A 24,751-nucleotide genomic window follows, 5' to 3' on the forward strand; every position below is an offset into this window, starting at 1 on the left:
TCCTACTGGCCGAAGATGTTGTTCCAGGCTCGCTTGATCGGGTTGCTGGTGCGCTCACGCTCGGCCTGGGCCGCGGCAGCGCGTGTTCGGGCGGCGCGAGCCTCACCGAGCAGTTGTTTGTGTTCGCCGCGCATCTGCAGCAGCTCGGCATTCTGCGGCTCCACTTCCAGGCCGCGATCGATCATCGCCAGGGCCCCGGGGAAGTCGCTGCGCCGGTAGGCGGAATTGGCCAGGTCGCGGTACCGCTGCGCCACGTGGCTGAGGCCGGCCAGGGCGTCGGCGTTATCCGGCGCCCAGCCAAGAATCTGCCGGTAGTAGTACACCGCGCTGTCCTCCTCGGGCAGCAGCAGGCGCTTGTCGGCGATGCTCTGCTCGGCCAGCTGCAAGTAGCGGGCGATGCGCGCGTCCAGCACGCGCTGCAGACCGGCCAAGGTGGCGGCGTGCTGCGGGTCGATGGCCAGAGCCTGGCGGTAGTAGTAGTCGGCGCTGTCTTCGGCCGGCTCGGTCAGCAGGCCATCGGCCAGGCGCTGCTCGGCCAGTTCGGTGAACACCTTGATCCGCGCCTCGCGGATGCGCAGCAGGCCGGCCTGGGCCTCGTCGCTGTCTTCATCGAGCGCCAGCACCTGGTTGAAATAGTGCTCGGCGCTGTCCTGCGCCGGCTCGATCAGCTGGCCGGCTGCGAAACGCTGCTCTGCCTCGGCCAGCAGCGCGTCGATCTGCCGCTGTTCCTTGATGTACAGGCCGGCCGAGGTCAGCGTGCCGATCAGTACCAGCACGCTCAGCGTCACCAGCAGCGGCATGGCCGAGCGGCGCTTGCGCGGCGCCGGAGCCTCCACGGCAACCGGCTCGCTGATCGGCAGGGCCGGGCGCAGCTGGGTCTCTTCCAGATCGCTCAGCTCCATCTCGTCCAGTGCGGCGAGCAGTGCGCGGCAATCGGCGAAGCGCTCGTCCGGCTTCTTCGCCAACATGCGCGCCAGCAGACCGCGGAAGGCGCCGAGGCTGTCGGGCAGCGGTGGCGGCTCCATCTGCACGTGGTTGACCACGGTCTGGGTGTAGTTGCCGCCGCGGTAGGGATTGCTGCCGGTGAGCAGCTCCAAGAGGATCACGCCCAGGCTGTAGATGTCGCTGCGTGCGTCCAGCGGCTGGCACTGGGCCTGCTCGGGGCTGCTGTAGGCCGGGCTGCCGACGGCGACACCGAACTGGGTCAGCTCGCTGTCGATGTCCAGGTCCTTGGCCACGCCGAAGTCGGTGAGCACTGCCGTGCCGTCGCCACGGAACAGCACGTTGGCCGGCTTCACGTCGCGGTGCACCAGGCCCTTGTCGTGTACCACCGCCAGGCCGCTGGCGATCTCGCGGATGATCTGCAGTGCGCGCTCGGGGGCGAATAGCTCGCCCTTGTGCCGCGTCAGGTCGCCGCCGGGAAGAAACTCCATGGCCAGGTAGTAGCGACCATCGGCCAGACGGTCGATGTCATGGATGGTGATGATCGACGGATGGTTGAGCGAGGCGACTATGTGCGCCTCCTGGATGAAGCGTTTGCTGAAGGCCTCGTCCTCGGCACTACGCAGCACCTTGATCGCCACCTTGCGGCTCAGCGACTCCTGGGTGGCCAGGAAGACTTCGGCCATGCCGCCTTTGCCCAGCTGGCCGTGCACCCGGTAGCCGGGAATTTCAAGCAGTGTGGTGCTCATGGATGTGCGTCGATCATTCAGTGCTTGCGGGAATGGAGCCATCGGCTGAGGAAGTTGCGCGGCTTGGCGTCGATCTTCGTCGATTCGGCCATGCTGCGCCCCAGCACGATGCAGGAGATATTGTCCTTGCCGCCCAGCTGATTGGCCAGCCCTATCAGCTGTTCGACCAGATCATCGAGGGTCGCCGCCCCAGCACAGACCTCCTGGATCTGCTCATCGTTCAGTTCGCCGGTCAGGCCGTCGCTGCACAGCAGCAGCAGTTCGCCCGGCGCCAGGCTGCCCTGCACGCGGCCGACTTCGAGGGCCTGTTCGTTCTGCCCCAGGCATTGGGTGACGATGTTGCGCCGCGGATGCTGACGGGCTTCCTCGACGCTCAGCTCGCCGGCATCGATCATCGCCTGCACCCAGCTGTGGTCACGGGTGAGGCACGCAATGCCGTCCAGGCTGATGCGATAGGCGCGGCTGTCGCCGATCCAGGCCACTTCGAACTCGCTGTCGAAGAAGCGCACGGCGACCACGGTACTGCCCATGCGCCGGCCGCCGTCTTCCTGCACCGCATCGAGGATCGCCTGGTTGGCCGCATGGATTGCCGCTTCCAGATCACCTCCCGCCGAAACGGCCTGGCGCAGGCTGTCCAAGGCCATGGCGCTAGCCACTTCGCCGCACTGGTGGCCGCCCATGCCATCGGCCACCGCCCACAGTCCGAGCTCGGGAAGGCAGAGCACGGCGTCCTCGTTATGTCCTCGAACCCGACCCGCGACGCTCTGCGCCGCGAACCCCAGGGACTGCATCGGCATGACTGCTGGCTACCTTCTGAATCTGCACTGACGTGCATGATGCTGCGCCGGACTGCAGTCTGTCAGCCCGGGACGGCGGAACTGTTAAGCAGTCGTCAGCGGTTGCGCTGCACCTCGTAGCTGTTCTGCCCGGGATACCGCTGCACCTCGATGCCGCCGGGGTACTCGATGCTCTGTCGGATGCCGCCGCTCTGCCGGACGCTGGAGCCACCCTGGATGATCTGCACCTGACGACCATAACCCTGGCTCGGCACGGCATGGCCTCCATAGACGTCGTAACTCTGGCTGCGGCTGGATGAGCTGACGCTACCGGAAGCACCAGGACTGACGTATTCGATGGGAATCTCGCGGCGCACCGGCTCGGCGCCCAGCGCTGTGCCACTGAGTGCGGCGGCCAGCAGCAAAAGGATGGTTCGCATGAGGTTGCTCCTCGTCGATCGATAGCCTCGATGCTACGCCCCAAGGCTCCCGGCGAGTAGCCCTGGCCAGGCGTGCCACGATTGGCAGGCACTTTCTGATCGGTATGATGCGGCGCTTTTCCGGGATGCCGTATCCATGCCCACGCGCTTTGCCCTGCTGTTGCTCGCCTGTTGTCTCGCCCTGCCCGCCCTCGCCGCACCACCGCGCACCTTCAGCGAAGCCAAGAAGATCGCCTGGCAGCTGTACACCCAGCAGTCGGTGGAGTTCTACTGCGGCTGTCGCTACAGCGGCAATCGAGTGGACCTGAAGAGCTGCGGCTACCGGCCACGCAAGAATCCCCAGCGCGCGGCACGCATCGAGTGGGAACACCTGGTGCCGGCCTGGGTCATCGGCCATCAGCGACGCTGCTGGCAGCAAGGCGGACGCAGGCACTGCGCACGCAGCGACGAGACCTTTCGCCGCGCCGAAGCCGACCTGTTCAACCTGGTGCCGAGCATCGGCGAGATCAACGGTGACCGCAGCAACCTGCCCTTCGCCTGGCTGCCACAACAGCCGCATCAGTACGGCACCTGTCCGATGGTGGTGGACTTCCAGGCGCGCAAGGCAATGCCGCGCCCCAAGGTACGCGGCATGATCGCCCGCACCTATTTCTACATGACCCAGCGCTATGGTCTGCGGCTGTCGCACCAGGAGCGGCGGCTGTTCGAGGCCTGGAGCCGGAACTATCCGGTCGAGCCCTGGGAACGCCAGCGCAACCAGCGTATCGCCTGCGTGATGGGCTGGAGCAACCCCTTCGTCGGCACCGCCGATCTGCGCCGCTGCCCGGCGCCGTTTACCGGAAAAGGCAGAAATGATTAGGTAAATCAGCGCAGTGCCTGTAAGGTGGCGGGACTGTGCTGCATGTGTCACCGCAAATCGACCGGTTTAGATCTCGGTCCAACCCCCCTCGGTTTCTTTACTCTTTGCACTCAGTCATGGCCTGGGCTGTTCCAGCGCCGTGTTCACTTTGTTCAAGGAGACATCCCATGTCCGCACGTCAAACTGGCACCGTCAAGTGGTTCAACGACGAGAAAGGCTTCGGCTTCATCACTCCGGAAAGCGGTGCTGATCTGTTCGTTCACTACCGTTCGATCCAGAGCACCGGCTTCAAGAGCCTGCAGGAAGGCCAGAAGGTTTCCTTCATCGCCGTCCAGGGCCAGAAAGGCATGCAAGCTGACGAAGTCCAGGTCATCTGATCTGTACGACGTCCAAAGAACCGGCCTTCGGGCCGGTTTTTTTATCCCTGCCACTTCGCTGCGCCCTGCGTAGCCAATCATTCCTCGAGGGGGAACCATGCGAGTCAAGAAGTCCACCCAGCAGCCCAAGCCGCAGCCGGCTTCGGAAACCAGCGAATCCCTCGAAGCTCAAGTCGCCGCCTTCCTCAAATCCGGCGGTGAGATCCAGCAGATCGCCAAGGGCGTGAGTGGACAATCCTGGGCCCCCAGCCGCCAGATCAGCCTCGGCAAGAAGTAGTTTCCGCGGTACTTCGGTAAGCGCAACGATACTGGCACTTCGCCTAACAGTTCCTTGCCGATACGAGCAAAGCCCTGCATCCTTGGTCCATAACAATGAAATGGGCCACGAGCCAGAGAGCCGCGCTGATGTTCAAGCGACTGCGCAACGATTTCCAGCTGTCCATCATCACCCTGATGGGCATCATCGGCGTGCTCGGCATTTCACCCTATGCGGTCTATCGCCTGTTGCACGGCAACCTGCTGGTCGGCATCGCCGATGCGGTGATCGTGCTGTCCACCCTCTCCGCCGTGGTCTACGCCTGGCGCACCGGTGACACGGAAAAGCCCGGCCTCTACCTGGCCGGAGTGTTTTCCGTGGGCTCCACGCTGATCGCCATCAACCTCGGCGTCAACGGGCTGTTCTGGATCTACCCACTGATCCTCTTCAACTTCTTCATGGTCTCGCCCGGCAAGGCCATCGCCGCCACCCTGCTGGTGCTCTCCGGCCTGGTAGGCCACGCGCTGTGGATGCCGGGCAGCGTGTTCGAAAGCCACTACCAGATGATCTCCTTCCTGGTCACCAATGCCATGGCCGGAGTGCTGACCTTCATCTTTGCCTATCGCACCCGCACCCAGCGCGAGCAGCTGCAACTGCTGGCCATCCAGGACCCGCTGACCGGCGCGCGCAACCGCCGGGCCATGAACGAGGAACTGAAGATCGCCGTGTCCAGCAAGCGCCGCCACGGCCGCGGCTATGGCGCACTGGCCATGGACCTGGACCACTTCAAGCAGATCAACGACCTCTACGGCCACCAGGCCGGCGACCAGGTGCTGATCGACTACGTGAAGCTGATCAAGGCCTGCTCGCGCCAAGGCGACCGCCTGTTCCGCTTCGGCGGCGAGGAATTCCTCCTGCTGCTCCCGGACACCGATGCGGAAGGCCTGGCATCGGCGGCGGAGAACCTGCTGGTGGCGGTCCGCGACAACCTGCGCGGGCCTGGCGGGCCGGTCACCATGTCCATCGGCGGCGCCCTGCTGCGCGATGACGAACCCTGGAGCCACTGGCTGCAGCGCGCCGATCAATGCCTGTATCAGGCCAAGAGCAGCGGCCGCGACCGCACCATCATCGACCGCCCGACGGTCAACCTCACCCCCAGCCACTGACTAAAATCTAAGCAGGTCAACGTCGACCTGAGCATCGGCCGGCCGGGGGACCGCCAAGCAGAAGGTGGGAGGTATGCCATGAACCGGCACTACTACATCAGCGACAACCTGGACGATCTGGAGAATCTGGAAGGCGAGCTGGAGGCTCGCGGCATCAATACCGAGCAGATCCATGTGCTGAGCGAGCAGGACGCCGCATTGGAACAGCACCCGCACCTGCATGAGGTGCCCTCGATCCTCAAGCAGGACGTAGTCCACTCCGGCTCCATCGGCAGCCTGATCGGCATGGCGCTGGCGGTGCTGGTCCTGCTGCTGGCCTGGCTGAATGACTGGGCCTCGACCCCGGCGGGCTGGATTCCGTTCGTGTTTCTTGCCGCCGTGCTGCTCGGCTTCAGCATCTGGGAAGGCAGCCTGTTCGGCATGCAGCAGCCCAACAGCGCATTCCGCCGCTTCGCCGACCGCCTGCACGAAGGCAAGCACCTGTTCTTCGTCGATGTCAGCCCAGCCCAGGAGCCGATACTCAGCCAGGTGGTGGCGCACCATCCCGGCCTGGAGCTTGCCGGTACCGGCCCGGCCAGCCCGAACTGGGCGGTGGGCCTGCAGCATCGCTGGCATCAGTTCCGCCGCATGATGTGAGGCCGGGCAGGCGGGCCGCTGCGGGCTGCCACCGCCTCTGGGCTAGAATAGGTTGGCGGCCACCCCGGCCGCACATGACCCAAGGCTCCTTGCGCCCATGATGATCCGCCTGCTTCTGCCGCTGGCCACCGGGCTGCTGTTCGGCAGCCTGGCCAACGCCGCCCCGATCAGGCTGGTGACCGGCGACGAGTATGCCCCCTTCGCCGGGCAGAACCTGCCCAATGGCGGCATGCTCACCGAATTGGTGCAACAGGTACTGAGCCGGGCGGGTCATCAGACGAGCCTGACCTGGCTGCCCTGGAAGCGCGGCTACCAGGCGACGCTCAAGGGCCAGTTCGACGCCACCTACCCCTATCTGCCGACGCCGGAGCGCCAGGCGGAATACCTGTTCTCCGCAAAGCTATACGAAACCACCCAGCGGCTGTTCAGCAGAGCGGGGCATGCGCTGGAGCCAGATGATTTGCAACAGCTGGAAGGCAAGCGCATGTGCCTGCCGCTGGGCTGGCAGCCCCCTCCTCGTCTCGCGCCGTTACTGGCGGTCGGCAAACTGCAACGGCACGAGCCGCAGGACCTTACCACCTGCGCACGCCTGATCGACCTCGGCCGCGATGACTTCTTCGTGGCCGACAGCCTGCTCGGCGAGCGCGCCATTCATCGTTCCGGGCTGGCCGCCGAACGCTTCAGCGAGTCACAGGGCGTGGTCGGCAGCAACACCCTGCACTTCCTGGTGCCGCGCAGCCGACCGGGAGCTCAGCAGCTGATCGACGAGTTCGACAAGAGCCTGCGCCTGCTGCAGGAGAATGGCGAATACGCACGGATTTTGCGCGCCCACCGCCAGCATGCGCTGAGCGCAGAGTGATCCTCAGCCGCGAACGGACGCGGCCAGGATCAGTTGTTTCATCTCGACCACCGCCCCCTTGAAGCCGACGAACAAGGCGTGAGCCACGATGGCGTGACCGATGTTCAACTCGTGCACACCGGCAATCGCCGCCACCGGCTCGACGTTGTGATAGTGCAGGCCATGGCCGGCATTGACGATCAGCCCATGGGCCAGGCCGCAGGCCACACCATCACGGATGCGCGCCAGCTCCCGAGCGGCCTCTTCCGCAGTGTGGGCGTCCGCATAACGGCCGGTGTGCAACTCGATGGCTGGCGCACCGATGCGGCGGGCCGCCTCGATCTGCCGCTCCTCGGCATCGATGAACAACGACACCTCGCAGCCCAGCTTGGCCAGGCGTTGCACCGCCGCCTTGATGCGCTCCTCCTGACCGGCGACATCCAGGCCACCCTCGGTGGTCAGCTCCTGGCGGGTTTCCGGCACCAGACAGACGTGCTCGGGACGAATGCTCTCCGCGAAGTCGAGCATGAAGTCGGTGACGCCCATCTCGAAGTTCATGCGCGTTTGCAGCACGTCCTTGAGCAGCCGTACATCGCGCTCCTGAATATGCCGACGATCCTCACGCAGGTGCACGGTGATGCCATCGGCGCCAGCCTCTTCGGCATCCAGCGCCGCCTTGACCGGGTCCGGGTAACGAATGCCGCGGGCCTGGCGCAGGGTGGCGACATGGTCGATGTTGACGCCGAGGAGGATGCGATTGGCTTCAGTCACGAGCGGGTTCCTTGAGATTCATGAAGAGTTCGCGGCTGACCAGCGGTCGACCGCCCAGATGGGGAGCAAGGGCCTGGCGCATCAGGCGCTTGGCCGCAGCCAGGGCGCCAGGCGATGACCAGTCGGCCTCGGCCATGGCCAACAGATCGGCGCCCTGGAACAGACCAGGCTGCAGTTGGGCCACCGCCTCCAGGCCGGCATCCGGGCGCAGGCGGTAGAGGCCATCGACGGCAATCGCCTGGCCGGCAATATCGATATCCAGGGCGAAACCATAGCCCAGCTCGTCCAGCAGGCGCCATTCAAAGGCGCGCAACAGCGGCTCCAGCGGCGGGTTGGCGGCCAGGGCGTGGAGCGTCAGGGCGTAATGTTCGAACAGAGCGGGATGCGGGTCTTCAGCGGGCAGCAGGCGCAGGAGAAGCTCGTTGAGGTACATGCCGCTGTACAGCGTCTGCCCTTGCAGCCAGTGCGCGATGCCGCTGGCTTCGAGGCGGCCGACATTCTTCAACTCACCCCGCCCGCGCAACTCCAGCTCCAGCGGCGCGAACGGCCGCGCCAGGCTGCCGGCCTTGCCACGGGCGCCACGCAGCACCGCGCGCAACCGCCCTTGGGGGGTGAGGAAATCGACCAGTGCGCTGGTTTCCTTGTAGGGCCGGCTATGCAGGACGAAGGCCGGAAGCGCGCTGGCGAGCATGGATCAGAAGTCGGTGTAGCCCAGGGAGCGCAGCGCGCGCTCGTCGTCGGACCAACCGCCCTTCACCTTGACCCAGAGATTGAGCATGACCTTGGAGTCGAACAGCACCTCCATGTCCTTGCGCGCGTCCTGGCCGATGCGTTTGATGCGCTCGCCCTTGTCGCCGATGATGATCTTCTTCTGCCCGTCACGCTCCACCAGGATCAGGCCGTGGATGTGCAGCACGCGGCCTTCCTGCTTGAACTCCTCGATCTCCACGGTGATCTGGTACGGCAACTCGGCACCGAGCTGGCGCATGATCTTCTCGCGAATCAGCTCGGCAGCGAGGAAGCGGCTGGAACGGTCGGTGATCTGGTCTTCCGGGAAGAAGTGCTCGGACTCCGGCAGGTTCTCCGCCACCAGGCGCTCCAGGGTGTCGAGGTTCTGTCCGTGCAGAGCGGAAATCGGCACTACCTCGGCCTGCGGCAGCTGGGTGGCCAGCCACTCCAGATGCGGCAGCAGTTCGCTCTTGTCGTCCAGCCGGTCGGCCTTATTCACTGCCAGCAGGATCGGGCATTTCACGTACTGGACCTTTTCCAGCACCATCTGGTCCTCGTCGGTCCAGCGGGTACGGTCGACCACGAACACCACCACATCGACGTCCTTGAGGGCCGTGGATGCGCTGCGGTTCATATAGCGGTTGAGCGCCTTGTCGTTGTGCTTGTGCAGACCCGGGGTGTCGACGTACACGGCCTGCACGTCGCCCTCGGTCTTGATGCCGAGCATGTTGTGGCGGGTGGTCTGCGGCTTGCGCGAGGTGATCGCCAGCTTCTGCCCGAGGATATGGTTGAGCAACGTCGATTTGCCCACATTGGGCCGGCCAACGATGGCGACATAGCCACAACGGGTCACGGGTGCATCAGTCATGGCTATTCTCCACGCCCAGCGCCACCAGCGCGGCGGCGGCGGCGACCTGCTCGGCGATGCGCCGACTGGCGCCATGCCCCTGGGTCTTGTCGGTCAGCAGAGCTACTTCGCACTGCACGAAAAAGGTACGGCAATGGGGCTCGCCCTGGATATCCACCACTTCGTAGCGCGGCAGTTCAGCGGCGCGCGACTGGAGGAACTCCTGCAGGCGGGTCTTGGGATCCTTGTTGGTATCCACCAGGGTCAGACTGTCCAGCTCGTTGGTCAGCCAGGCCAGCACTCGCTCACGAGCCACATCCATACCGGCGTCCAGATAGATTGCACCGATCAACGCCTCGAGGGCGTCGGCCAGGATCGACTCGCGACGGAAGCCGCCACTCTTCAGCTCACCGGAGCCCAGACGCAAGTACTCCCCCAACTCGAAGCCACGGGCCAATATGGCCAGGGTCTCACCTTTCACCAACCGCGCGCGGAGACGCGACAACTGGCCTTCGCGTGCCTGGGGAAAGCGCTCGAACAAGGCCTCTCCGGCGACGAAGTTGAGGATCGCATCACCAAGGAACTCCAGCCGCTCGTTGTTGCGCCCGGCGAAACTGCGGTGAGTCAGCGCCAGGAGCATCAGCTCCTGGTTCTGGAAGGTATGGCCGAGCTGACGCTCAAGGCGACGAAGGGTATAGCTCACTGGACGCGAATTCGGAATTCTTTATCGAAGTTAGCAACGAGATCGAGGTTTTCTATCAGCGGTTCGCGTTTCTCATATTTGAGGTGGACAGTGAATTCGTTACCCTCAAGAGAAACCTTCATAATCTCCTTAGGATTCATGTCAATATTATTCAAGTCCATGACGCTACCCACATAGCCATAGAAGGATTCTACCCCTTGAATTTCACCAGAGGAGCGCTGATTAGCCTCCTCAATAGACTTCTTCAAAGTTGCATAGTCCATATAGTGCGGAAACATTTTAAAACCCGTACTGGCAAAAAAAGCCACCAGAGCAAGAACTACCATCCAGCCCAGCATGGACATGCCCTTCTGCGAACGCGAAAACTTCATGATCGACCCCAGTTGAGTGTTGTTTTAAGGCGATGACTATATATAAGCAGGCGCCGCTCGATTGAACAGCGCCCCGCAATTTCCAAGCATCAGTGGATCAAGCCGACTCGGGAGAAGTTCGGCAGGCTACGCAGCTTGGGGTCGGGCCAGCTCAACCACACGGCGAAAGCCTTGCCGACGATATTGCGATCGGGAACCATGCCCCACAGCTCCTTAGGAATGGCACCATCATTCCAGTAGCGACTGTCGTTGGAGTCGTCGCGATTGTCACCCATCATGAAGTAATGCCCTTGCGGCACCACCCACTCGTCACCGGGGCGCACATTGCGATGCAGCTGCTTGCGAATCAGGTGCTCAGTCTCGCCCAGCTTCTCGCGATAGACCAAAGTACGCCCCAGGGAGCGCGGCTCTTTACCCAGCAATGTCTCGACAATCGACTGGCCATTGACCAGCAGGCGCTTGTCCTGGGTATAGGCAATGCGATCCCCCGGCAACCCTACAACACGCTTGATGTAGTTGATGCTGGGGTTGCTGGGATAGCGAAACACCATCACGTCGCCACGCTGAGGATCACCCACCTCGACAACCTTGGTATCGACCACGGGCAGGCGAATGCCATAGGCAAACTTGTTGACCAGGATGAAATCACCCACTTCCAGGGTAGGCTTCATCGAGCCCGACGGAATCTGGAACGGCTCCAGCAGGAACGAGCGCAATACCAGAACAATGGCCAAGACTGGGAAGAACGACTTACCGTACTCGACTAGCAGCGGCTCCTTATTCAGACGCTGCAGGATCTGCTCATCCGGCTCGCTGACCTGGCCTTCATAGGTAGCGATGGCCATCCGCCGGCGCGGTGCCAACAACAGCAGGTCGAGCAATGCCAAAGCGCCGCAAACCGCAACGGCAATCACCAGAATCAGCGGGAAATTGAACGACATAGGATCAGCTATCCACCTTGAGTACGGCGAGGAAGGCTTCCTGCGGGATTTCCACACTGCCTACCTGTTTCATCCGCTTCTTACCGGCCTTCTGCTTCTCCAGCAGCTTCTTCTTACGGCTGACGTCACCGCCGTAGCATTTGGCCAATACGTTCTTGCGCAGCGCCTTGACCGTGGTCCGGGCGATGATCTGACCACCGATGGCCGCCTGAATCGCCACGTCGAACATCTGCCGCGGGATCAGCTCTTTCATCTTCTCGGTCAGCACCCGGCCCTTCTGGTGGGCACGGTCACGGTGCACGATCAGCGCCAGGGCATCGACCTTCTCGCCGTTGATCATCACGTCCAGGCGCACCAGGTTGGCCGACTGGAAGCGGTCGAAGCTGTAATCCAGCGAGGCGTAGCCGCGGCTCACCGATTTCAAACGATCGAAGAAGTCGAGCACCACCTCGTTCATCGGCAGGTCGTAGGACACCTGGACCTGGCTGCTGAGGAACTGCAGGTCGCGCTGTACACCGCGCTTCTCGATGCACAGGGTGATCACGTTGCCCAGGTGCTCCTGCGGCACCAAGATATTGGCGCGCACGATCGGCTCGCGCATATCGAGGATGCCGGCTGGATCGGGCAGCTTGGACGGGTTGTCGACGGACAGCGTCTCGCCGTTCTTCATCTCAACTTCGAAGATTACCGTCGGCGCGGTGGTGATCAGATCCAGGTCGTACTCGCGCTCCAGACGCTCCTGGATGATCTCCATGTGCAGCATGCCGAGAAAGCCGATACGGAAGCCGAAGCCCAGGGCGTCGGAGCTCTCCGGCTCGTACTGCAGCGCGGCGTCGTTCAGGGTCAGCTTCTGCAGGGCCTCGCGGAAGTCCTCGAAATCATCGGAACTGACCGGGAACAGGCCGGCGTAGACCTGCGGCTTGATGCGCTTGAAGCCCGGCAGCACGTCGACGTCCGGCGTATTGGACAAGGTCAGGGTGTCACCCACCGGAGCACCGTGAATGTCCTTAATACCGGCGATCACGAAGCCCACTTCGCCAGCCTTGAGGTCGGCGGTCTCGGTGTGCTTCGGGGTGAACAAGCCGACGCTGTCGATCTGGTGGGTTTTGCCGGTGGACTTGACCAGGATCTTGTCGCCCTTCTTCATCCGGCCATGCTTGACCCGCACCAGGGAGACGATACCCAGGTAGTTGTCGAACCAGGAGTCGATGATCAGCGCCTGCAGCGGTGCCTCGATGTCACCTTCCGGCGGAGGAATCACCTGGACCAGGCGCTCCAGCACATCGATCACGCCCATGCCGCTCTTGGCACTGCAGGGCACGGCGTCGGTGGCGTCGATGCCGATGATATGCTCGATCTCGTCCTTGACCCGCTCTGGCTCGGCCTGGGGCAGGTCCATCTTGTTCAGCACCGGCATGACTTCGAGCCCTTGCTCGATGGCGGTGTAGCAGTTGGCCACGGACTGGGCCTCGACGCCTTGGCCGGCGTCGACCACCAGGATCGCGCCTTCACAGGCGGCCAGGGAGCGGCTCACCTCGTAGGTGAAGTCGACGTGGCCGGGGGTATCGATGAAGTTCAGCTGGTAGGTCTTACCGTCCTGCGCGGGGTAGTGCAGGGTGACGCTGTGAGCCTTGATGGTGATGCCACGCTCGCGCTCCAGGTCCATGGAGTCGAGGACCTGGGCCTCCATCTCGCGATCGGACAGGCCGCCACAGATCTGGATGAAGCGGTCGGCCAGGGTCGACTTGCCATGATCGATGTGGGCGATGATGGAGAAATTGCGGATATGACTCAGGTCACTCACGGATCAACACTCGAATAAAGCCGCAGGCAGGCTGCCCGCCGAAAAATAGCCGGGGATTCTACCCGATTGGCGACCGACCCGTCACGCGCGCCACACCGACGCCAGCTACAAAAAAGGGCGGCAAATGCCGCCCTTTTTGCGCCCAACCAGGCCTATTCGGCCAGTTTGAAGGTGATGAAGCTGGCCCGCCCCTGGCGCAGCACGCGCATGGACACCGAACGGTTGACCGGCAGCTCCTTGGCCACCTGGGCAAAAGTCTTGGCCGAATCGATGGGCTGGTTGTTCAAGTGAGTGATGACATCGCCGGGGCGCAAGCCTATCAGCGCCGCCGGGCCGCTCTGCACCTCCTTGATGACCACTCCACCGCGCAGATCGAAAGCCTTCTTCTGCTCGGCGCTCAGCTCGGCCAGCGATACACCGAGGCGATTGCTGCTGCGCTCGACACCCGCCTCGCCAGCCACTGGCATCCCCTCGCCGTCCTCCGGCAGGGCGCCGATGCTCAGCGCAATGCGCTTACGCTCTCCCTCGCGCACCACCTCCAGATTGGCCTGACTGCCGGGCTTGAGTGCTCCGACCAGATGCGGCAGATCGGCCGACATGATGATTGGCTGGCCATTCAGACTGAGGATCACGTCTCCCACCTGCAGGCCACCCTTGGCAGCGGGTCCCTCTTCCAACACCTGAGCTACCAGCGCACCGGCCGGCTTGTCCAGACCGAAGGATTCGGCCAGGTCCTTGTTCACTTCCTGGATCACCACGCCCAGCCAGCCGCGACTGACCTTGCCCTCGGACTTCAGCTGGTTGGCAACATCCATCGCCACATCGATGGGAATGGCGAAGGAAAGCCCCATGAAGCCACCGGAGCGGGTGAATATCTGCGAGTTGATACCGACCACTTCGCCATCCAAGTTGAACAACGGGCCGCCGGAGTTACCCGGGTTGATCGCCACGTCGGTCTGAATGAACGGCACGTAGCTCTCGTTTGGCAGGCTGCGCCCCTTGGCCGAGACGATGCCGGCGGTCACCGAATGATCGAAACCGAAAGGCGAGCCGATGGCCAGCACCCACTCACCCACCTTCAGCGCCTGGGACTTGCCCAGCTTGACGGTCGGCAAGCCCTTTCCCTCGACCTTGAGCAGAGCCACATCGGTGCGCGGATCGGCGCCGATCAACTTGGCCTCCAGTTCGCTGCGGTCGGACAGGCGCACGATGATCTCATCGGCATCCGCCACCACATGGTTATTGGTCAGCACATAGCCATCGTCGGAGATGATGAAACCCGAACCCAGCGACTGGGCCTCGCGCTGGCGACCGCCTCCCGGCCCACGCGGCATCTGCGGAATGTTGCGCTCGAAGAACTCGCGAAACATCGGCGGCAACCCTTCCAGATCCGGCACTTGCCCCTGAGCCGCCACCTCGCGCTGCGGCAGGTTTTGTCGGGTGCTGATATTCACCACGGCCGGCGAGGCCTCCTCCACCAACTCGGTGAATTCGGGTAACTCGGCACGCGCCAGAGACATCTGCCCCAGCAACAGCAAGGCACACAGGCCGGACAGCGAGGATTTCAGGCTAAGCATCGACTTCAGCTCCATCCACTTAGAAGACAGGGATTTTTTACAATCAGTACAGCAGATGCGACAAGGCCGACTCGGAGCGAAAATCCACTCCGAATCGGCCCATGCCGCAGCGAATCACTGCGCAGAGCTCTCGACAGCCGTCGCAGTCTGCATCGATAGGGCTACGCGCTCGGCGGTACCCAGAGGAATCTCACCCACCACGGTGACCATCATGTCGCCATCGGCGGTGCTCATGCGGCGCGACACCACGGCAGTTGGCCCCAACTGGCTGCGCGCATCTTCAGCTCCGGCCCCGCGCAAAGGCTCGAGGAACACCGTGAAGCGAGCCAGACCATCGCCATACAGCAGGCAGGCAACGGGTTCGGACGAGACCGGACTGGTACGCTGCAGCGCTTGATTCAATTCGAAACCCGGCGGCACCCAGCCAGCCCTCCAGGATTGCGGCAACTCGGCCACCTTGCTCAGGCTGACCGGCTTGCACGACTCACCTGGTTTGAGCGCGGCGTCATCGACATTCGCAGTCAGATCCAGGCTGACGAACTGGAAGCGCTCCAGCAATTGCCCCTTCTCGCTGATCAGCAGCGACTTCAAAGGCAGCGCGGTCTCGTCGTCGAGGTGCAGTTCGAAGGCATAGCGATGCTGGTCGCGAGGAATCAGGGCGAGCACCGTGGCTGGACGCCCGGCTACGCGCGAACGTCCCAGCACGCGCATGTCATAGCGCTGCTCCAGTTGATCGGCATTGAGTTCACGTGCCGGCCACTGCGCATCGACCACCTGCTCGGCCAACGCACCGCTCATGCACTGCGGCTTGCCATCGACCCGCAGCACTTCCTGCGCAGGCCCATCAAGCTGCAGCAAGCGCTCGCTAACACCAGACTCACTACCCTTGTGCCAAATGCCGTGGGTAGAGAAGCTGCCATTGCGCTCATAGATGAAAGTGCCTTGAAAGCTTTGCCGGTCGGCCTGAGCCAACCGCTGCAACCAACTCTCGGCAGCCTGTGCGGGTAGAACCAGACAGCTGCCGAGCAGAGCTATAAGGGGGATGACGCGCATGTACCCTCTCAGCGATTTTCCAGGCTGGCGGCTCGGGCATATGGCAACGCGGTGTCGGCACCGCTTGCAGCAGCCTGTTGCGCATGCTGACGCAGATAAGCCGGCAGACGCTGTTCATGCCAACCCGAACTGGACTGTTCGGCATTCTGTTGCAACGGCGACGCCGCCTCAGTATAGCCAGCGAGAACAGCAGGCCCTTGCACCTGCGGCAAAGTCAGGCTGGGCTGCACGCCCTGCTGTGCCAATTGCGCGCCGGCCAGCTCATCCTGATTGTAGAAGCGCACACCAGCCAGCACGGCCAAGGTCACCGAGGCAGCTACCGCCACTCGCCCGACCATGCGCCACGGACTACGAGCAGTCGCAATCGGCATCACCTCCTCGGCCAGCGCCGCGGAAACGGCGGCAGCGATATCGAGACGCGGCTCGAGCAACTCTTTATGCATGACCGCGCGAGCAATCTGGTAACGCGACCAGGTGCCACGCAGTTCGGCATCGTCGCCGGCAGCCGCCAGCACTCGACGCAGTTCCAGTTCGTCCGCTTCGTTATCCATCACCGCGGACAGCGATTCCTGCAGGGCTTCACGACTCATGGTGTTTCCTCTCTTGGCTGTCGCCGCTGTCTCACATTCAGGCTTCCTGCAGCAAAGGCTGCAGGGCTTTGTCGATGGCCTCGCGGGCCCGGAAAATCCTCGAGCGCACGGTACCGACTGGACACTGCATGACGCTGGCAATGTCCTCGTAGCTCAATCCATCGAACTCGCGCAGGGTCAACGCCGTGCGCAGATCCTCCGGCAGTTGCTGAATGGTCCGATGCACCGTGGCCTCGATCTCATCCCGCAACATGGCGCGCTCGGGCGATTCGATATCCTTGAGCGCGTGATCTCCGTCGTAAAACTCCGCATCCTCTGAGCTGACATCGCTGTCTGGCGGACGCCGCCCCCGCGAAACCAGGTAATTCTTCGCCGTGTTGATGGCGATGCGGTACAGCCAGGTATAGAAGGCGCTGTCACCGCGAAAATTACCGAGCGCCCGGTAGGCCTTGATGAAAGCCTCCTGAGCGACATCCTGTGCCTCATGGCTGTCGTGAACGAAGCGCACCACCAGGCCGAGAATCTTGTGCTGGTACTTGAGTACCAGCAGATCGAAGGCCCGCTTGTCGCCGCGCTGCACCCGCTCGACCAGCTGCTGATCGTCTTCCTGGGCTAGCATGAATACTCCTCGTCCGTTCCGGAGGAGATCCGCGCTGGCCAGTCTTTCCGTCTGCCAAGATAGACTCGGGCGTTGCGCAAAAGTTCTCCCCTCCGAAGAAGCTTTGCTCGGCTCTCGATGGCTTTGCAAAGCGTTACAGCATCGTCGATTCGACTACTGCATGAATAATCTGGCCAATCTGGCCGCCGCTCCAATACGACAGGCACATTTGGCATCTGTCGTTGGAACTTGAACGACTAAGAAAAGTTCCAGAATGTTCTTCTACGTCATAAGCCCAGCTATTGTGCCGATCACCCCCTCTATATACTAGGCGGCGCCATTTCGATCCCTGCGGAATCAGCAGTAGATGAGCCAACACTATCAGCACGACGTTCTGGTCATCGGCAGCGGCGCTGCCGGCCTGACCCTGGCCCTGACCCTGCCCGGGCACCTGCGCATTGCCGTGCTGAGCAAGGGTGACCTGGCCAACGGCTCCACCTACTGGGCCCAGGGAGGCGTTGCCGCGGTGCTGGACGATGCCGACACCGTGGAGTCCCACGTCAGCGACACCCTCAACGCCGGCGGTGGCCTGTGCCGCGAAGACGCCGTGCGCTTTACCGTAGAGCACAGTCGCGAAGCCATCCAGTGGCTGATCGAACAGGGCGTACCTTTCACCCGCGAAGAGGAGCAGGATCGCGAGGACGGCGGTTTCGAATTCCACCTCACCCGCGAGGGTGGCCACAGTCATCGGCGCATCATCCATGCCGCCGATGCCACCGGCGCGGCGATCTTCAACACCCTGCTGCAGCAGACCCGCCAGCGCGCCAACATCGAGCTGCAGGAGCAACGGGTGGCGGTGGACCTGATCACCGAGCGCAAGCTCGGCCTGCCTGGTCAGCGCTGCGTCGGCGCCTACGTGCTCAACCGCACCAGCGGCGAGGTGGACACCTACCACGCACGCTTCGTGATTCTCGCCACTGGCGGCGCGGCCAAGGTCTACCTCTATACCAGCAACCCGGACGGCGCCAGCGGCGACGGCATCGCCATGGCCTGGCGCGCCGGCTGCCGGGTCGGCAACCTGGAATTCAACCAATTCCACCCGACCTGCCTGTACCACCCACAGGCCAAGAGCTTCCTGGTCACCGAGGCTCTGCGCGGCGAAGGCGCACATCTCAAGCTGCCCAACGGCGAGCGCTTCATGGCGCGCTTCGATGCACGCGAAGAGCTGGCCCCGCGCGACATCGTCGCCCGCGCCATCGACCACGAGATGAAGCGCCTGGGTATCGACTGCGTGTACCTGGATATCAGCCACAAGCCGGCCGAGTTCGTGAAGGCGCACTTCCCTACCGTGTATGAACGCTGCCTGCAGTTCGGCATCGACATCACCCGCCAGCCCATCCCGGTGGTGCCGGCGGCGCACTACACCTGTGGCGGCGTATTGGTCGACCAGCATGGCCGCACCGATGTGCCCGGCCTGTATGCCATCGGCGAGACCAGCTTCACCGGCCTGCACGGCGCCAACCGCATGGCCAGCAACTCGCTGCTGGAATGCTTCGTCTATGCCCGCTCGGCGGTCGAGGACATCCTCGCCCAGCTCGACCAGGTGCCGATGCCCCAGGCACTGCCGGCCTGGGATGCCAGCCAGGTGACCGACTCCGACGAGGACGTGATCATCGCGCACAACTGGGACGAGCTGCGGCGCTTCATGTGGGACTACGTCGGCATCGTGCGCACCAACAAGCGCCTGCAGCGCGCGCAGCACCGCGTGCGCCTGCTGCTGGACGAGATCGACGAGTTCTACAGCAACTACAAGGTCAGCCGCGACCTGATCGAGCTGCGCAACCTGGCCCAGGTCGCCGAACTGATGATCGAGTCGGCCATGCTGCGCCGCGAGAGCCGCGGCCTGCACTACACCTTGGACTATCCGGACCTGCTGCCGGAGGCCCGCGACACTATCCTGGCGCCGCCCACCTACGCCGGCTGAACTTCAGACGCACGCGCAGGCGCCGGTGCGCCTCGCGCGGCAACGCATCACGCGGGATGCACAGGCCACGCACGCGCCGCTCACCCGCCAGGCGAAAACGCATCACCACGACCAACGGCAGCGCCAGGCTGTCCGGACGCAACTGCACCGGCTGCCAGCCATCGCGCGCATTGCACAGCTGCCAGCCCTCCTCGTCGCGGCGCAACCCGGTGAAGGCGGCCGGATGACGCAGCAGGATCTGTCGCGGCAACACCCAGGCGGCATGCAGCAGGCAGACGCAGGCACCGAGCAGGGATGCCCAGAGCGGCAGTTCGACGACGAATAGGGAAATCAGCGCCAGGGCCAGCGCCGACAGGTAGACCGCCAGCAGCAGGCGCGAAGCCTGCCAGTGGCATTCGAAGACTTCACTTCGGCTGGACACGATCCAGGATCATGCGAACCATGCGACGCAGATCGGGGTCTTCCGGCTCGCCGCGCTGCATGAACCAGCCGAACATGTCCTGGTCCTCGCACTCCAGCAGCTTGCGGTAGCGCGCCTGATCCTCGGCATCCAGGCTGGCATAGACCTCCTTGACGAAAGGCACCAGCAGCACGTCCAGTTCCAGCATGCCGCGGCGGCTGTGCCAGAAGAGTCGATTGAGTTCGGTAGCGTCGGCCATGCAGCGGCTCCTGTGCAAAGGAGCGGCAGTATACCGGCGCCGCACGCACTCGGCACGCTGACAAGCCTCCGGGCGGCCTCTATGATGACGCCCTGTCTTCTGCAACCAGCGATCGCCCATGGCCGACTCCGCCTTCTTCACCCTCCTGAGCCACGAAGCCCTGCTCGCCGTGCGCGGCCCCGACGCCGCCAAGTTCCTCCAGGGCCAACTCACCTGCAACCTGAATTATCTCGACGAACGGACTTCCAGCCTGGGCGCCCGCTGCACGCCCAAGGGCCGCATGACCTCAAGCTTCCGCATTCTGCAGGATGGCGACGGCTATCTGCTGGCCATGGCCAGCGAACTGCTGGAAGCGCAGCTGACGGACCTGAAGAAGTACGCGGTGTTCTCCAAATCGAAGCTGGCCGACGAATCCGCCGCCTGGGTGCGCTTCGGCCTGGACGGTGGCGACGGCACCCTGCCCGCCCTCGGCCTGGACCTACCCCAGCAGACCGATGCCGTGGCCCGCGCCAACGGCCTGATTGCCATCCGCCTGCCCGGCGACCGTGCCGAACTGTGGGCGCCGGCAGACCAGGCCGAGCGTCTGCGTGACCAGCTGACTGCGCAGCTGCGCGAGGCAGCGCTCAACGACTGGTTGCTCGGCCAGGTGCGCGCCGGCGTCGGCCAGGTGTTCGGCGCCACCCGCGAGCTGTTCATCCCGCAGATGATCAACCTGCAGGCGGTCGGCGGCGTCAGCTTCAAGAAGGGCTGCTACACCGGCCAGGAAATCGTCGCGCGCATGCAGTACCTCGGCAAGCTCAAGCGGCGTCTACAACGCCTGAGCCTGGCCCAGGGCGAACTACCGGCCGTGGGCAGCGAGCTGTTCTCGCCGGTACACGGCTCCAGCGTCGGCGAAGTGGTGCTCGCCGCCGCTACAGAGGATGGTGCCGAGTTGCTGGCGGTACTACAGGAGGACGCAGTCGCCGATGGTCGAATCCACCTCGGCAGCGCCGACGGCCCTGGCCTGAAACTGCTGGAACTGCCGTACCAACTGGACGCGGATCGCGAAATCCAGCGCTAGGTAAAAAAGCTGATGCATGACCCGGGGCAAACGCGGTACAACCCCGGCATCCCTGAACGAAGTCCGCGTCAGTGCCTAAACTGAAGCGGTCGAGTGACCCGAGAACCGAGATGAGCAAGCTTGCCGAGAAAGTCCAGGAAGAACTGATCCACGCCATCGAGAACGATGAGCTGGTGCTACCGACCCTGCCGGAAGTGGCACTGAAGGTGCGCGAGGCGGCGGAAGATCCGAACATCAGCATCCCCGCCCTGAGCAAGGTGATCGGCAACGACGCGGCGCTGACCGCGCGCATCATCAAGGTGGTGAACAGCCCGCTGCTGCGTACCAGCAAGGAAATCACCGACCTGCAGATGGCCGTCGGCCGCCTCGGCATCAACTACACCTGCAACCTGGCCACCGGCCTGGCCATGGAGCAGATGTTCCAGGCCACCAGCGACGTGGTCGACCGCAAGATGCGCGAAGTCTGGAACAAGAGCACCGAGATCGCCGGCATTTGCCACGTCCTGTGCCGCCACTACACCCGCCTGATGCCCGACCAGGCCACCCTGGCCGGCCTGGTGCACCAGATCGGCGTGCTGCCGATCCTTACCTACGCCGAAGAGAACAACGCCCTGCTGGCCGACTCGATCAGCCTCAACCACGTGATCGAGAAGATCCACCCGATCATCGGCGACAAGATCCTGCGCGCCTGGGAATTCCCCGAGCCGATCGCCATCGTGCCGGCCCAGCATCTGGACTTCAGCCGCAACTCGGCCAAGGTCGACTACGTCGACATCGTCCAGGTCGCCACCCTGCAGAGCTACCTGGGCAGCGAACACCCCTACACCCAGCTGGACTGGAGCCAGATCCCGGCCTTCGCCAAGCTCGGCCTCGACCCGAACGTCGACATGCAGGCCGACGAAGACCTCTCCGCGGCCATGGAAGCCGCCGCCAGCATGCTGCAATAAGCCGAACGGGCGACGTTTGTCGCCCGCCTCCGCAGGCCACGCCTATCCTGACTAGACTGCAAGCAAGCCCGGCTCACCCCGGGCGGCGATAGAAGCCGGACGCCTCGGCACCGAAGGACTCGGTTCCGCCCCGCTCAGCTCAGGTAAGGAAACATGTCATGCGCCTGCTGCCATTGCTGTTCGCCCTGCTCCTCCCTCTGGCCGCCACGGCCGATGAGGTTCGCCTGACCAACGGCGAATGGAGCCCCTACCTCGGCCAGAACCTGCCCCACCACGGTGTCGCCTCGCGCATCGTCGAGGAGGCCTTTGCCCTGGAAGGCGTGCGCGTGAAATGGGAGTTCTATCCCTGGGCCCGCGCCCTGCGCAGCGCCGAACGCGGCAACAGCGATGGCAGCGCCGTGTGGCTGCGCAGCCCCGAGCGCGAGCAGGCCTTCTTCATCAGCGAGCCCGTGGTGGAGAGCGGCTACTACCTGTTCCACCGCAAGGACCGGCCCCTCGACTGGCGCCGAGTCTCCGACCTACAAGGCCTGAGCATCGGCGGTGCCATCGACTACGACTATGGCCAGGAATTCCAGCTGGCCGAGCGCGACGGCACGCTCAAGGTCAAGCGCCTGAGCAACGAGGAACAGGGCCTGCGCATGCTGCTGGCGGGCCGCCTGGACGTATTCCCGATGGACAAGGTGGTGGCCTTCGACATGCTGCACAGCCAGTTCAGTCGCGAGGAGCGCAGCCAGCTGTCCTTCCATCCGCTGCCACTGCGCAGCGACAGCCTGCACCTGCTGCTATCGAAGAAAGTGCCTGGCAACGAACAGCGCATGGCGCAGTTCAACCGCGGTCTGAAGGCCCTGCAGGACAGCGGCAAGGTGTCCCAGTACCTGCTGGAAATCCAGCAGCCCCTCAGCCTGGCCTATTAGGGTCTGCCGGCGGAAAGCTCACCCGCACCAGCAAGCCACCCAGCTCGCCCTGCGCCAGTGCGATCTCGGCGCGGTGAGCGCGGCAGATCTCGCCGACTATCGCCAGTCCCAACCCCGCACCGCTACCCTGCGGATTGCGCCGGTAGAAGCGCTCGAACACCCGTTCACGTTCCTCGGCGGGAATGCCCGGGCCGTCATCCTCCACCTCCAGCACGGCCGGGCTCAGCACCCGCAGCACCACATTGCCGCCGCCCGGCGTGTGCGCCAGGGCGTTGTCGACCAGGTTGTAGATCAGCTCGTGCAGCAGCATCGGCTCGCCGCGCAGCGGCACTTCCGCCTCGGCCTCCAGGGCCAGGGCGATGCCGCGCTGGTGCGCCAACGGCGCCAGGGCCAGGCCTAGCTCACGGGCCAGCTGGGCCAGCTCGACCCGCTCGGCACCGCCTTCTTCGATGGCGCGGGCGGCGCGCTCGATGCGCGCCAGGGACAGCAGCTGGTTGGCCAGGTGGGTCAGGCGATCGGTGCTCTGCGCCGCCTTCTCCAGGGTGCTATGCCACAGCGCCGGCTCACGCTCACGCAGGCCCAGTTCGATGCGCGCCTTGAGCGCCGCCAGCGGCGTGCGCAGCTCGTGGGAGGCGTCGGTGATGAACTGGGCCTGGCGCTCGAACTGCTGGCGCAGGCGTTCGGTGAAGTGGTTAAGCGAAGCCACCAGCGGGCGCAACTCGTCCTGTGCCTCGACCAGCGGCAGTGGCCGCAGATCGTCCGGCTGACGCTCCTCCACCGCCGCGCGCAGGCGCTCCAGCGGGCGCAACGCGGCGCTCACCGCCAGCCACACCAGGGCCAGGCTGATCAGCGCCAGCAGCCCCATGCGCCATAGCGTGTCGAGCAGCAGGCCACGGGCCATGCGCACCCGGGCCACGTCGGTTTCGGCCACGCGGATTTCCGCCATGCCGTTCATCCCCGGCTCGCTGACCGGCTGCAGCAGGCTGACCACCCGTACGCCAGCGCCATCGAACTCGCCGTCGTAGAAGCGCGCCAGCGCCGGGTAGTCATCAGTGCGCGGCGTGGCCGGCGGCGGTGCTGGCAGCCCGTCGTAGCCGGATACCAGCTTCCCCTGCAGGTCGCTGACCTGATAGAAGATGCGCCCCTCCAAGTCATAGGCGAAGGGGTCCAGCGCCACATAGGGCACATCGGCGCGCAGCAGCCCGTCCTCGGTATACAAACCGTCGGCGATAGCCCTCGCCGAGGCCAGCAAAGTGCGGTCGTAGGCAGCGTCGGCGGCCTCGCGGCCGTTCCAGTAGGCGCTCAGGCTGCCGATCAGCAGCGGGATCGCCAGCAGCGCCGCCAGGCGCCGCAGCAGCCGACCCCGCAAGCTGCCGGCGCGCGCCTCACTCACCCGTGGACTCCAGCAGGTAGCCGAGGCCGCGGAAGGTGACGATGCGCACCGCATCGCCCTCCAGCTTCTTGCGCAGGCGGTGGATATAGATCTCGATGGCGTCCGGGCTGGCGTCCTCGTCCAGGCCGAACACCTGGTCGGCCAGTTGCTCCTTGCTCATCACCCGCCCCGGCCGTGCGATCAGCGCCTCCAGCACGGCCTGCTCGCGAGAGGTCAGGTTGAGCAGCTGCTGGCCCAGGCTGAAGCGCCGCGTGCCCAGGTCATAGACCAGCGCGCCGCAGCGCGGCTGCTGTTCGCCGCCGAGCACGCTACGGCGCAGCAGTGCCTTGACCCGCGCCTCCAGCTCGGTCAGCTCGAAGGGCTTGGCCAGGTAGTCGTCGGCGCCCAGGTTGAGGCCATGCACGCGATCCTTGACCTCGCCTCGGGCGGTCAGCACCAGCACCGGCAGAGTCTTGCCGCGCCCGCGCACACGGGCCAGCACCTTGAAGCCGTCGAGCCGCGGCAGCCCCACATCGAGCACGGCCAGGGCGTAGTCCTCGCTGGCCAGGGCGTAGTCCTCGCTGGCCAGGGCATGCTCGGCGGCCACTCCGTCGTGCAGCACATCGACGGTCAGGCCCGCGCCACGCAAGGCCTGGGCCACGCTTTCGGCCAGGGGCAGATGGTCCTCGACCAGCAGGATTCGCACGGCGGCACACTCCACAAACCTTGTCGTTATGCGCCGAGTGTAACCAGCGCCGGCGGCCTGTGAAGGCCGCCGCAGGTTTCTTTCAT

Annotated in this window: 28 protein-coding genes; 10 read left to right on the top strand and 18 right to left on the bottom strand. The window is 64.3% G+C overall.

Annotation, left to right across the window (positions count from 1 at the left end; translation table 11 throughout):
* Positions 1-2: 2 nt before the first annotated feature.
* The 3 genes from N7607_RS15200 to N7607_RS15210 all read right to left on the bottom strand — a co-directional run bounded on the left by N7607_RS15200 (position 3) and on the right by N7607_RS15210 (position 2,907).
* Positions 3-1,691, bottom strand: a complete 1,689-nt coding sequence (locus N7607_RS15200) for a serine/threonine-protein kinase (RefSeq protein ID WP_279867956.1) — start codon at positions 1,689-1,691, stop codon at positions 3-5.
* Positions 1,692-1,708: 17 nt separating this feature from the next.
* Positions 1,709-2,488, bottom strand: a complete 780-nt coding sequence (locus N7607_RS15205) for a protein phosphatase 2C domain-containing protein (RefSeq protein ID WP_279867953.1) — start codon at positions 2,486-2,488, stop codon at positions 1,709-1,711.
* A 95-nt stretch (positions 2,489-2,583) separates the two neighbouring features.
* Entirely contained in the window at positions 2,584-2,907 is a 324-nt protein-coding gene (locus tag N7607_RS15210) for a hypothetical protein (RefSeq protein WP_279867952.1), read from the bottom strand.
* A gap of 136 nt (positions 2,908-3,043) precedes the next feature.
* On the opposite strand from N7607_RS15210, the gene N7607_RS15215 reads away from it, so the two are divergent.
* The 6 genes from N7607_RS15215 (at position 3,044) to N7607_RS15240 (ending at position 7,060) form a co-directional block, all read left to right on the top strand.
* Positions 3,044-3,766, top strand: coding sequence for an endonuclease I family protein (locus tag N7607_RS15215; RefSeq protein WP_279867951.1), 723 nt, complete (start codon positions 3,044-3,046; stop codon positions 3,764-3,766).
* 167 nt (positions 3,767-3,933) lie between these two features.
* Positions 3,934-4,143, top strand: coding sequence for a cold-shock protein (locus N7607_RS15220; RefSeq protein WP_068825417.1), 210 nt, complete (start codon positions 3,934-3,936; stop codon positions 4,141-4,143).
* 97 nt (positions 4,144-4,240) lie between these two features.
* Positions 4,241-4,420, top strand: a complete 180-nt coding sequence (locus tag N7607_RS15225) for a hypothetical protein (protein WP_137971504.1) — start codon at positions 4,241-4,243, stop codon at positions 4,418-4,420.
* Between the two features lie 128 nt (positions 4,421-4,548).
* Positions 4,549-5,565 carry a GGDEF domain-containing protein gene (locus N7607_RS15230; protein WP_279867946.1) on the top strand — a complete coding sequence of 339 codons (1,017 nt, stop codon included), beginning with the start codon at positions 4,549-4,551 and terminating at the stop codon, positions 5,563-5,565.
* A 78-nt stretch (positions 5,566-5,643) separates the two neighbouring features.
* Positions 5,644-6,201, top strand: coding sequence for a magnesium transporter (locus tag N7607_RS15235; protein ID WP_279867944.1), 558 nt, complete (start codon positions 5,644-5,646; stop codon positions 6,199-6,201).
* Between the two features lie 97 nt (positions 6,202-6,298).
* Positions 6,299-7,060: a transporter substrate-binding domain-containing protein gene (locus N7607_RS15240; RefSeq protein WP_279867942.1), complete on the top strand. Its 762-nt coding sequence runs from the start codon at positions 6,299-6,301 to the stop codon at positions 7,058-7,060.
* Positions 7,061-7,063: 3 nt separating this feature from the next.
* Here the strand turns inward: N7607_RS15240 and pdxJ are convergent, their stop codons facing one another.
* The 11 genes from pdxJ to rpoE all read right to left on the bottom strand — a co-directional run bounded on the left by pdxJ (position 7,064) and on the right by rpoE (position 17,044).
* Entirely contained in the window at positions 7,064-7,810 is a 747-nt protein-coding gene (pdxJ, locus tag N7607_RS15245) for a pyridoxine 5'-phosphate synthase (RefSeq protein ID WP_279867940.1), read from the bottom strand.
* Positions 7,803-8,501 (bottom strand): DNA repair protein RecO, encoded by a 699-nt coding sequence (gene recO / locus N7607_RS15250; RefSeq protein ID WP_279867938.1) that lies wholly within the window; start codon positions 8,499-8,501, stop codon positions 7,803-7,805. The genes pdxJ and recO overlap by 8 nt, the downstream gene beginning before the upstream one ends.
* Before the next feature lie 3 nt (positions 8,502-8,504).
* Complete coding sequence (gene era / locus N7607_RS15255; RefSeq protein ID WP_137971499.1) at positions 8,505-9,407, bottom strand: GTPase Era; 903 nt, start codon at positions 9,405-9,407, stop codon at positions 8,505-8,507.
* Entirely contained in the window at positions 9,400-10,089 is a 690-nt protein-coding gene (gene rnc / locus N7607_RS15260) for a ribonuclease III (RefSeq protein WP_279867936.1), read from the bottom strand. The genes era and rnc overlap by 8 nt, the downstream gene beginning before the upstream one ends.
* Complete coding sequence (locus N7607_RS15265) at positions 10,086-10,460, bottom strand: DUF4845 domain-containing protein (RefSeq protein WP_279867935.1); 375 nt, start codon at positions 10,458-10,460, stop codon at positions 10,086-10,088. The genes rnc and N7607_RS15265 overlap by 4 nt, the downstream gene beginning before the upstream one ends.
* A gap of 89 nt (positions 10,461-10,549) precedes the next feature.
* Positions 10,550-11,401, bottom strand: a complete 852-nt coding sequence (gene lepB, locus N7607_RS15270) for a signal peptidase I (RefSeq protein ID WP_279867934.1) — start codon at positions 11,399-11,401, stop codon at positions 10,550-10,552.
* A 4-nt stretch (positions 11,402-11,405) separates the two neighbouring features.
* Entirely contained in the window at positions 11,406-13,205 is a 1,800-nt protein-coding gene (lepA, locus tag N7607_RS15275; protein ID WP_279867933.1) for a translation elongation factor 4, read from the bottom strand.
* Positions 13,206-13,357: 152 nt separating this feature from the next.
* A complete protein-coding gene (locus N7607_RS15280) occupies positions 13,358-14,782 on the bottom strand; it encodes a DegQ family serine endoprotease (protein WP_279867932.1) in 1,425 nt (474 codons plus the stop codon).
* Between the two features lie 114 nt (positions 14,783-14,896).
* Positions 14,897-15,835 (bottom strand): MucB/RseB C-terminal domain-containing protein, encoded by a 939-nt coding sequence (locus N7607_RS15285; RefSeq protein WP_279867931.1) that lies wholly within the window; start codon positions 15,833-15,835, stop codon positions 14,897-14,899.
* Positions 15,836-15,843: 8 nt separating this feature from the next.
* Positions 15,844-16,425 (bottom strand): RseA family anti-sigma factor, encoded by a 582-nt coding sequence (locus N7607_RS15290; protein ID WP_279867930.1) that lies wholly within the window; start codon positions 16,423-16,425, stop codon positions 15,844-15,846.
* Between the two features lie 37 nt (positions 16,426-16,462).
* A complete protein-coding gene (rpoE, locus tag N7607_RS15295; protein ID WP_137971491.1) occupies positions 16,463-17,044 on the bottom strand; it encodes an RNA polymerase sigma factor RpoE in 582 nt (193 codons plus the stop codon).
* A gap of 346 nt (positions 17,045-17,390) precedes the next feature.
* On the opposite strand from rpoE, the gene nadB reads away from it, so the two are divergent.
* On the top strand, positions 17,391-19,007 hold the full coding sequence (nadB, locus tag N7607_RS15300; RefSeq protein ID WP_279867929.1) for an L-aspartate oxidase: 1,617 nt from the start codon (positions 17,391-17,393) through the stop codon (positions 19,005-19,007).
* On the opposite strand, the gene N7607_RS15305 is transcribed toward nadB, so the two are convergent.
* Together N7607_RS15305 and N7607_RS15310 are read right to left on the bottom strand one after the other, a co-directional pair.
* Positions 18,976-19,428: a protein YgfX gene (locus N7607_RS15305; RefSeq protein WP_279867928.1), complete on the bottom strand. Its 453-nt coding sequence runs from the start codon at positions 19,426-19,428 to the stop codon at positions 18,976-18,978. The two genes, nadB and N7607_RS15305, sit on opposite strands and share 32 nt — an antisense overlap.
* Positions 19,412-19,666 (bottom strand): succinate dehydrogenase assembly factor 2, encoded by a 255-nt coding sequence (locus N7607_RS15310; RefSeq protein WP_192397612.1) that lies wholly within the window; start codon positions 19,664-19,666, stop codon positions 19,412-19,414. The genes N7607_RS15305 and N7607_RS15310 overlap by 17 nt, the downstream gene beginning before the upstream one ends.
* A 118-nt stretch (positions 19,667-19,784) precedes the next feature.
* Here N7607_RS15310 and N7607_RS15315 point away from each other — a divergent pair, with 118 nt between their 5' ends.
* The 3 genes from N7607_RS15315 (at position 19,785) to N7607_RS15325 (ending at position 22,587) form a co-directional block, all read left to right on the top strand.
* Positions 19,785-20,726, top strand: a complete 942-nt coding sequence (locus tag N7607_RS15315) for a folate-binding protein YgfZ (protein ID WP_279867925.1) — start codon at positions 19,785-19,787, stop codon at positions 20,724-20,726.
* Positions 20,727-20,836: 110 nt separating this feature from the next.
* Positions 20,837-21,673, top strand: a complete 837-nt coding sequence (locus tag N7607_RS15320; protein ID WP_279867923.1) for an HDOD domain-containing protein — start codon at positions 20,837-20,839, stop codon at positions 21,671-21,673.
* A gap of 158 nt (positions 21,674-21,831) precedes the next feature.
* Positions 21,832-22,587 carry a transporter substrate-binding domain-containing protein gene (locus N7607_RS15325; RefSeq protein WP_279867921.1) on the top strand — a complete coding sequence of 252 codons (756 nt, stop codon included), beginning with the start codon at positions 21,832-21,834 and terminating at the stop codon, positions 22,585-22,587.
* Here N7607_RS15325 and N7607_RS15330 read toward each other — a convergent pair.
* A complete protein-coding gene (locus tag N7607_RS15330) occupies positions 22,571-23,980 on the bottom strand; it encodes a sensor histidine kinase (protein WP_279867919.1) in 1,410 nt (469 codons plus the stop codon). The two genes, N7607_RS15325 and N7607_RS15330, sit on opposite strands and share 17 nt — an antisense overlap.
* Entirely contained in the window at positions 23,973-24,665 is a 693-nt protein-coding gene (locus N7607_RS15335; protein WP_279867918.1) for a response regulator, read from the bottom strand. The genes N7607_RS15330 and N7607_RS15335 overlap by 8 nt, the downstream gene beginning before the upstream one ends.
* Positions 24,666-24,751 lie beyond the last annotated feature (86 nt).

The organism is Pseudomonas sp. GD04019 (genome assembly GCF_029837695.1).
GTDB lineage: Bacteria > Pseudomonadota > Gammaproteobacteria > Pseudomonadales > Pseudomonadaceae > Aquipseudomonas.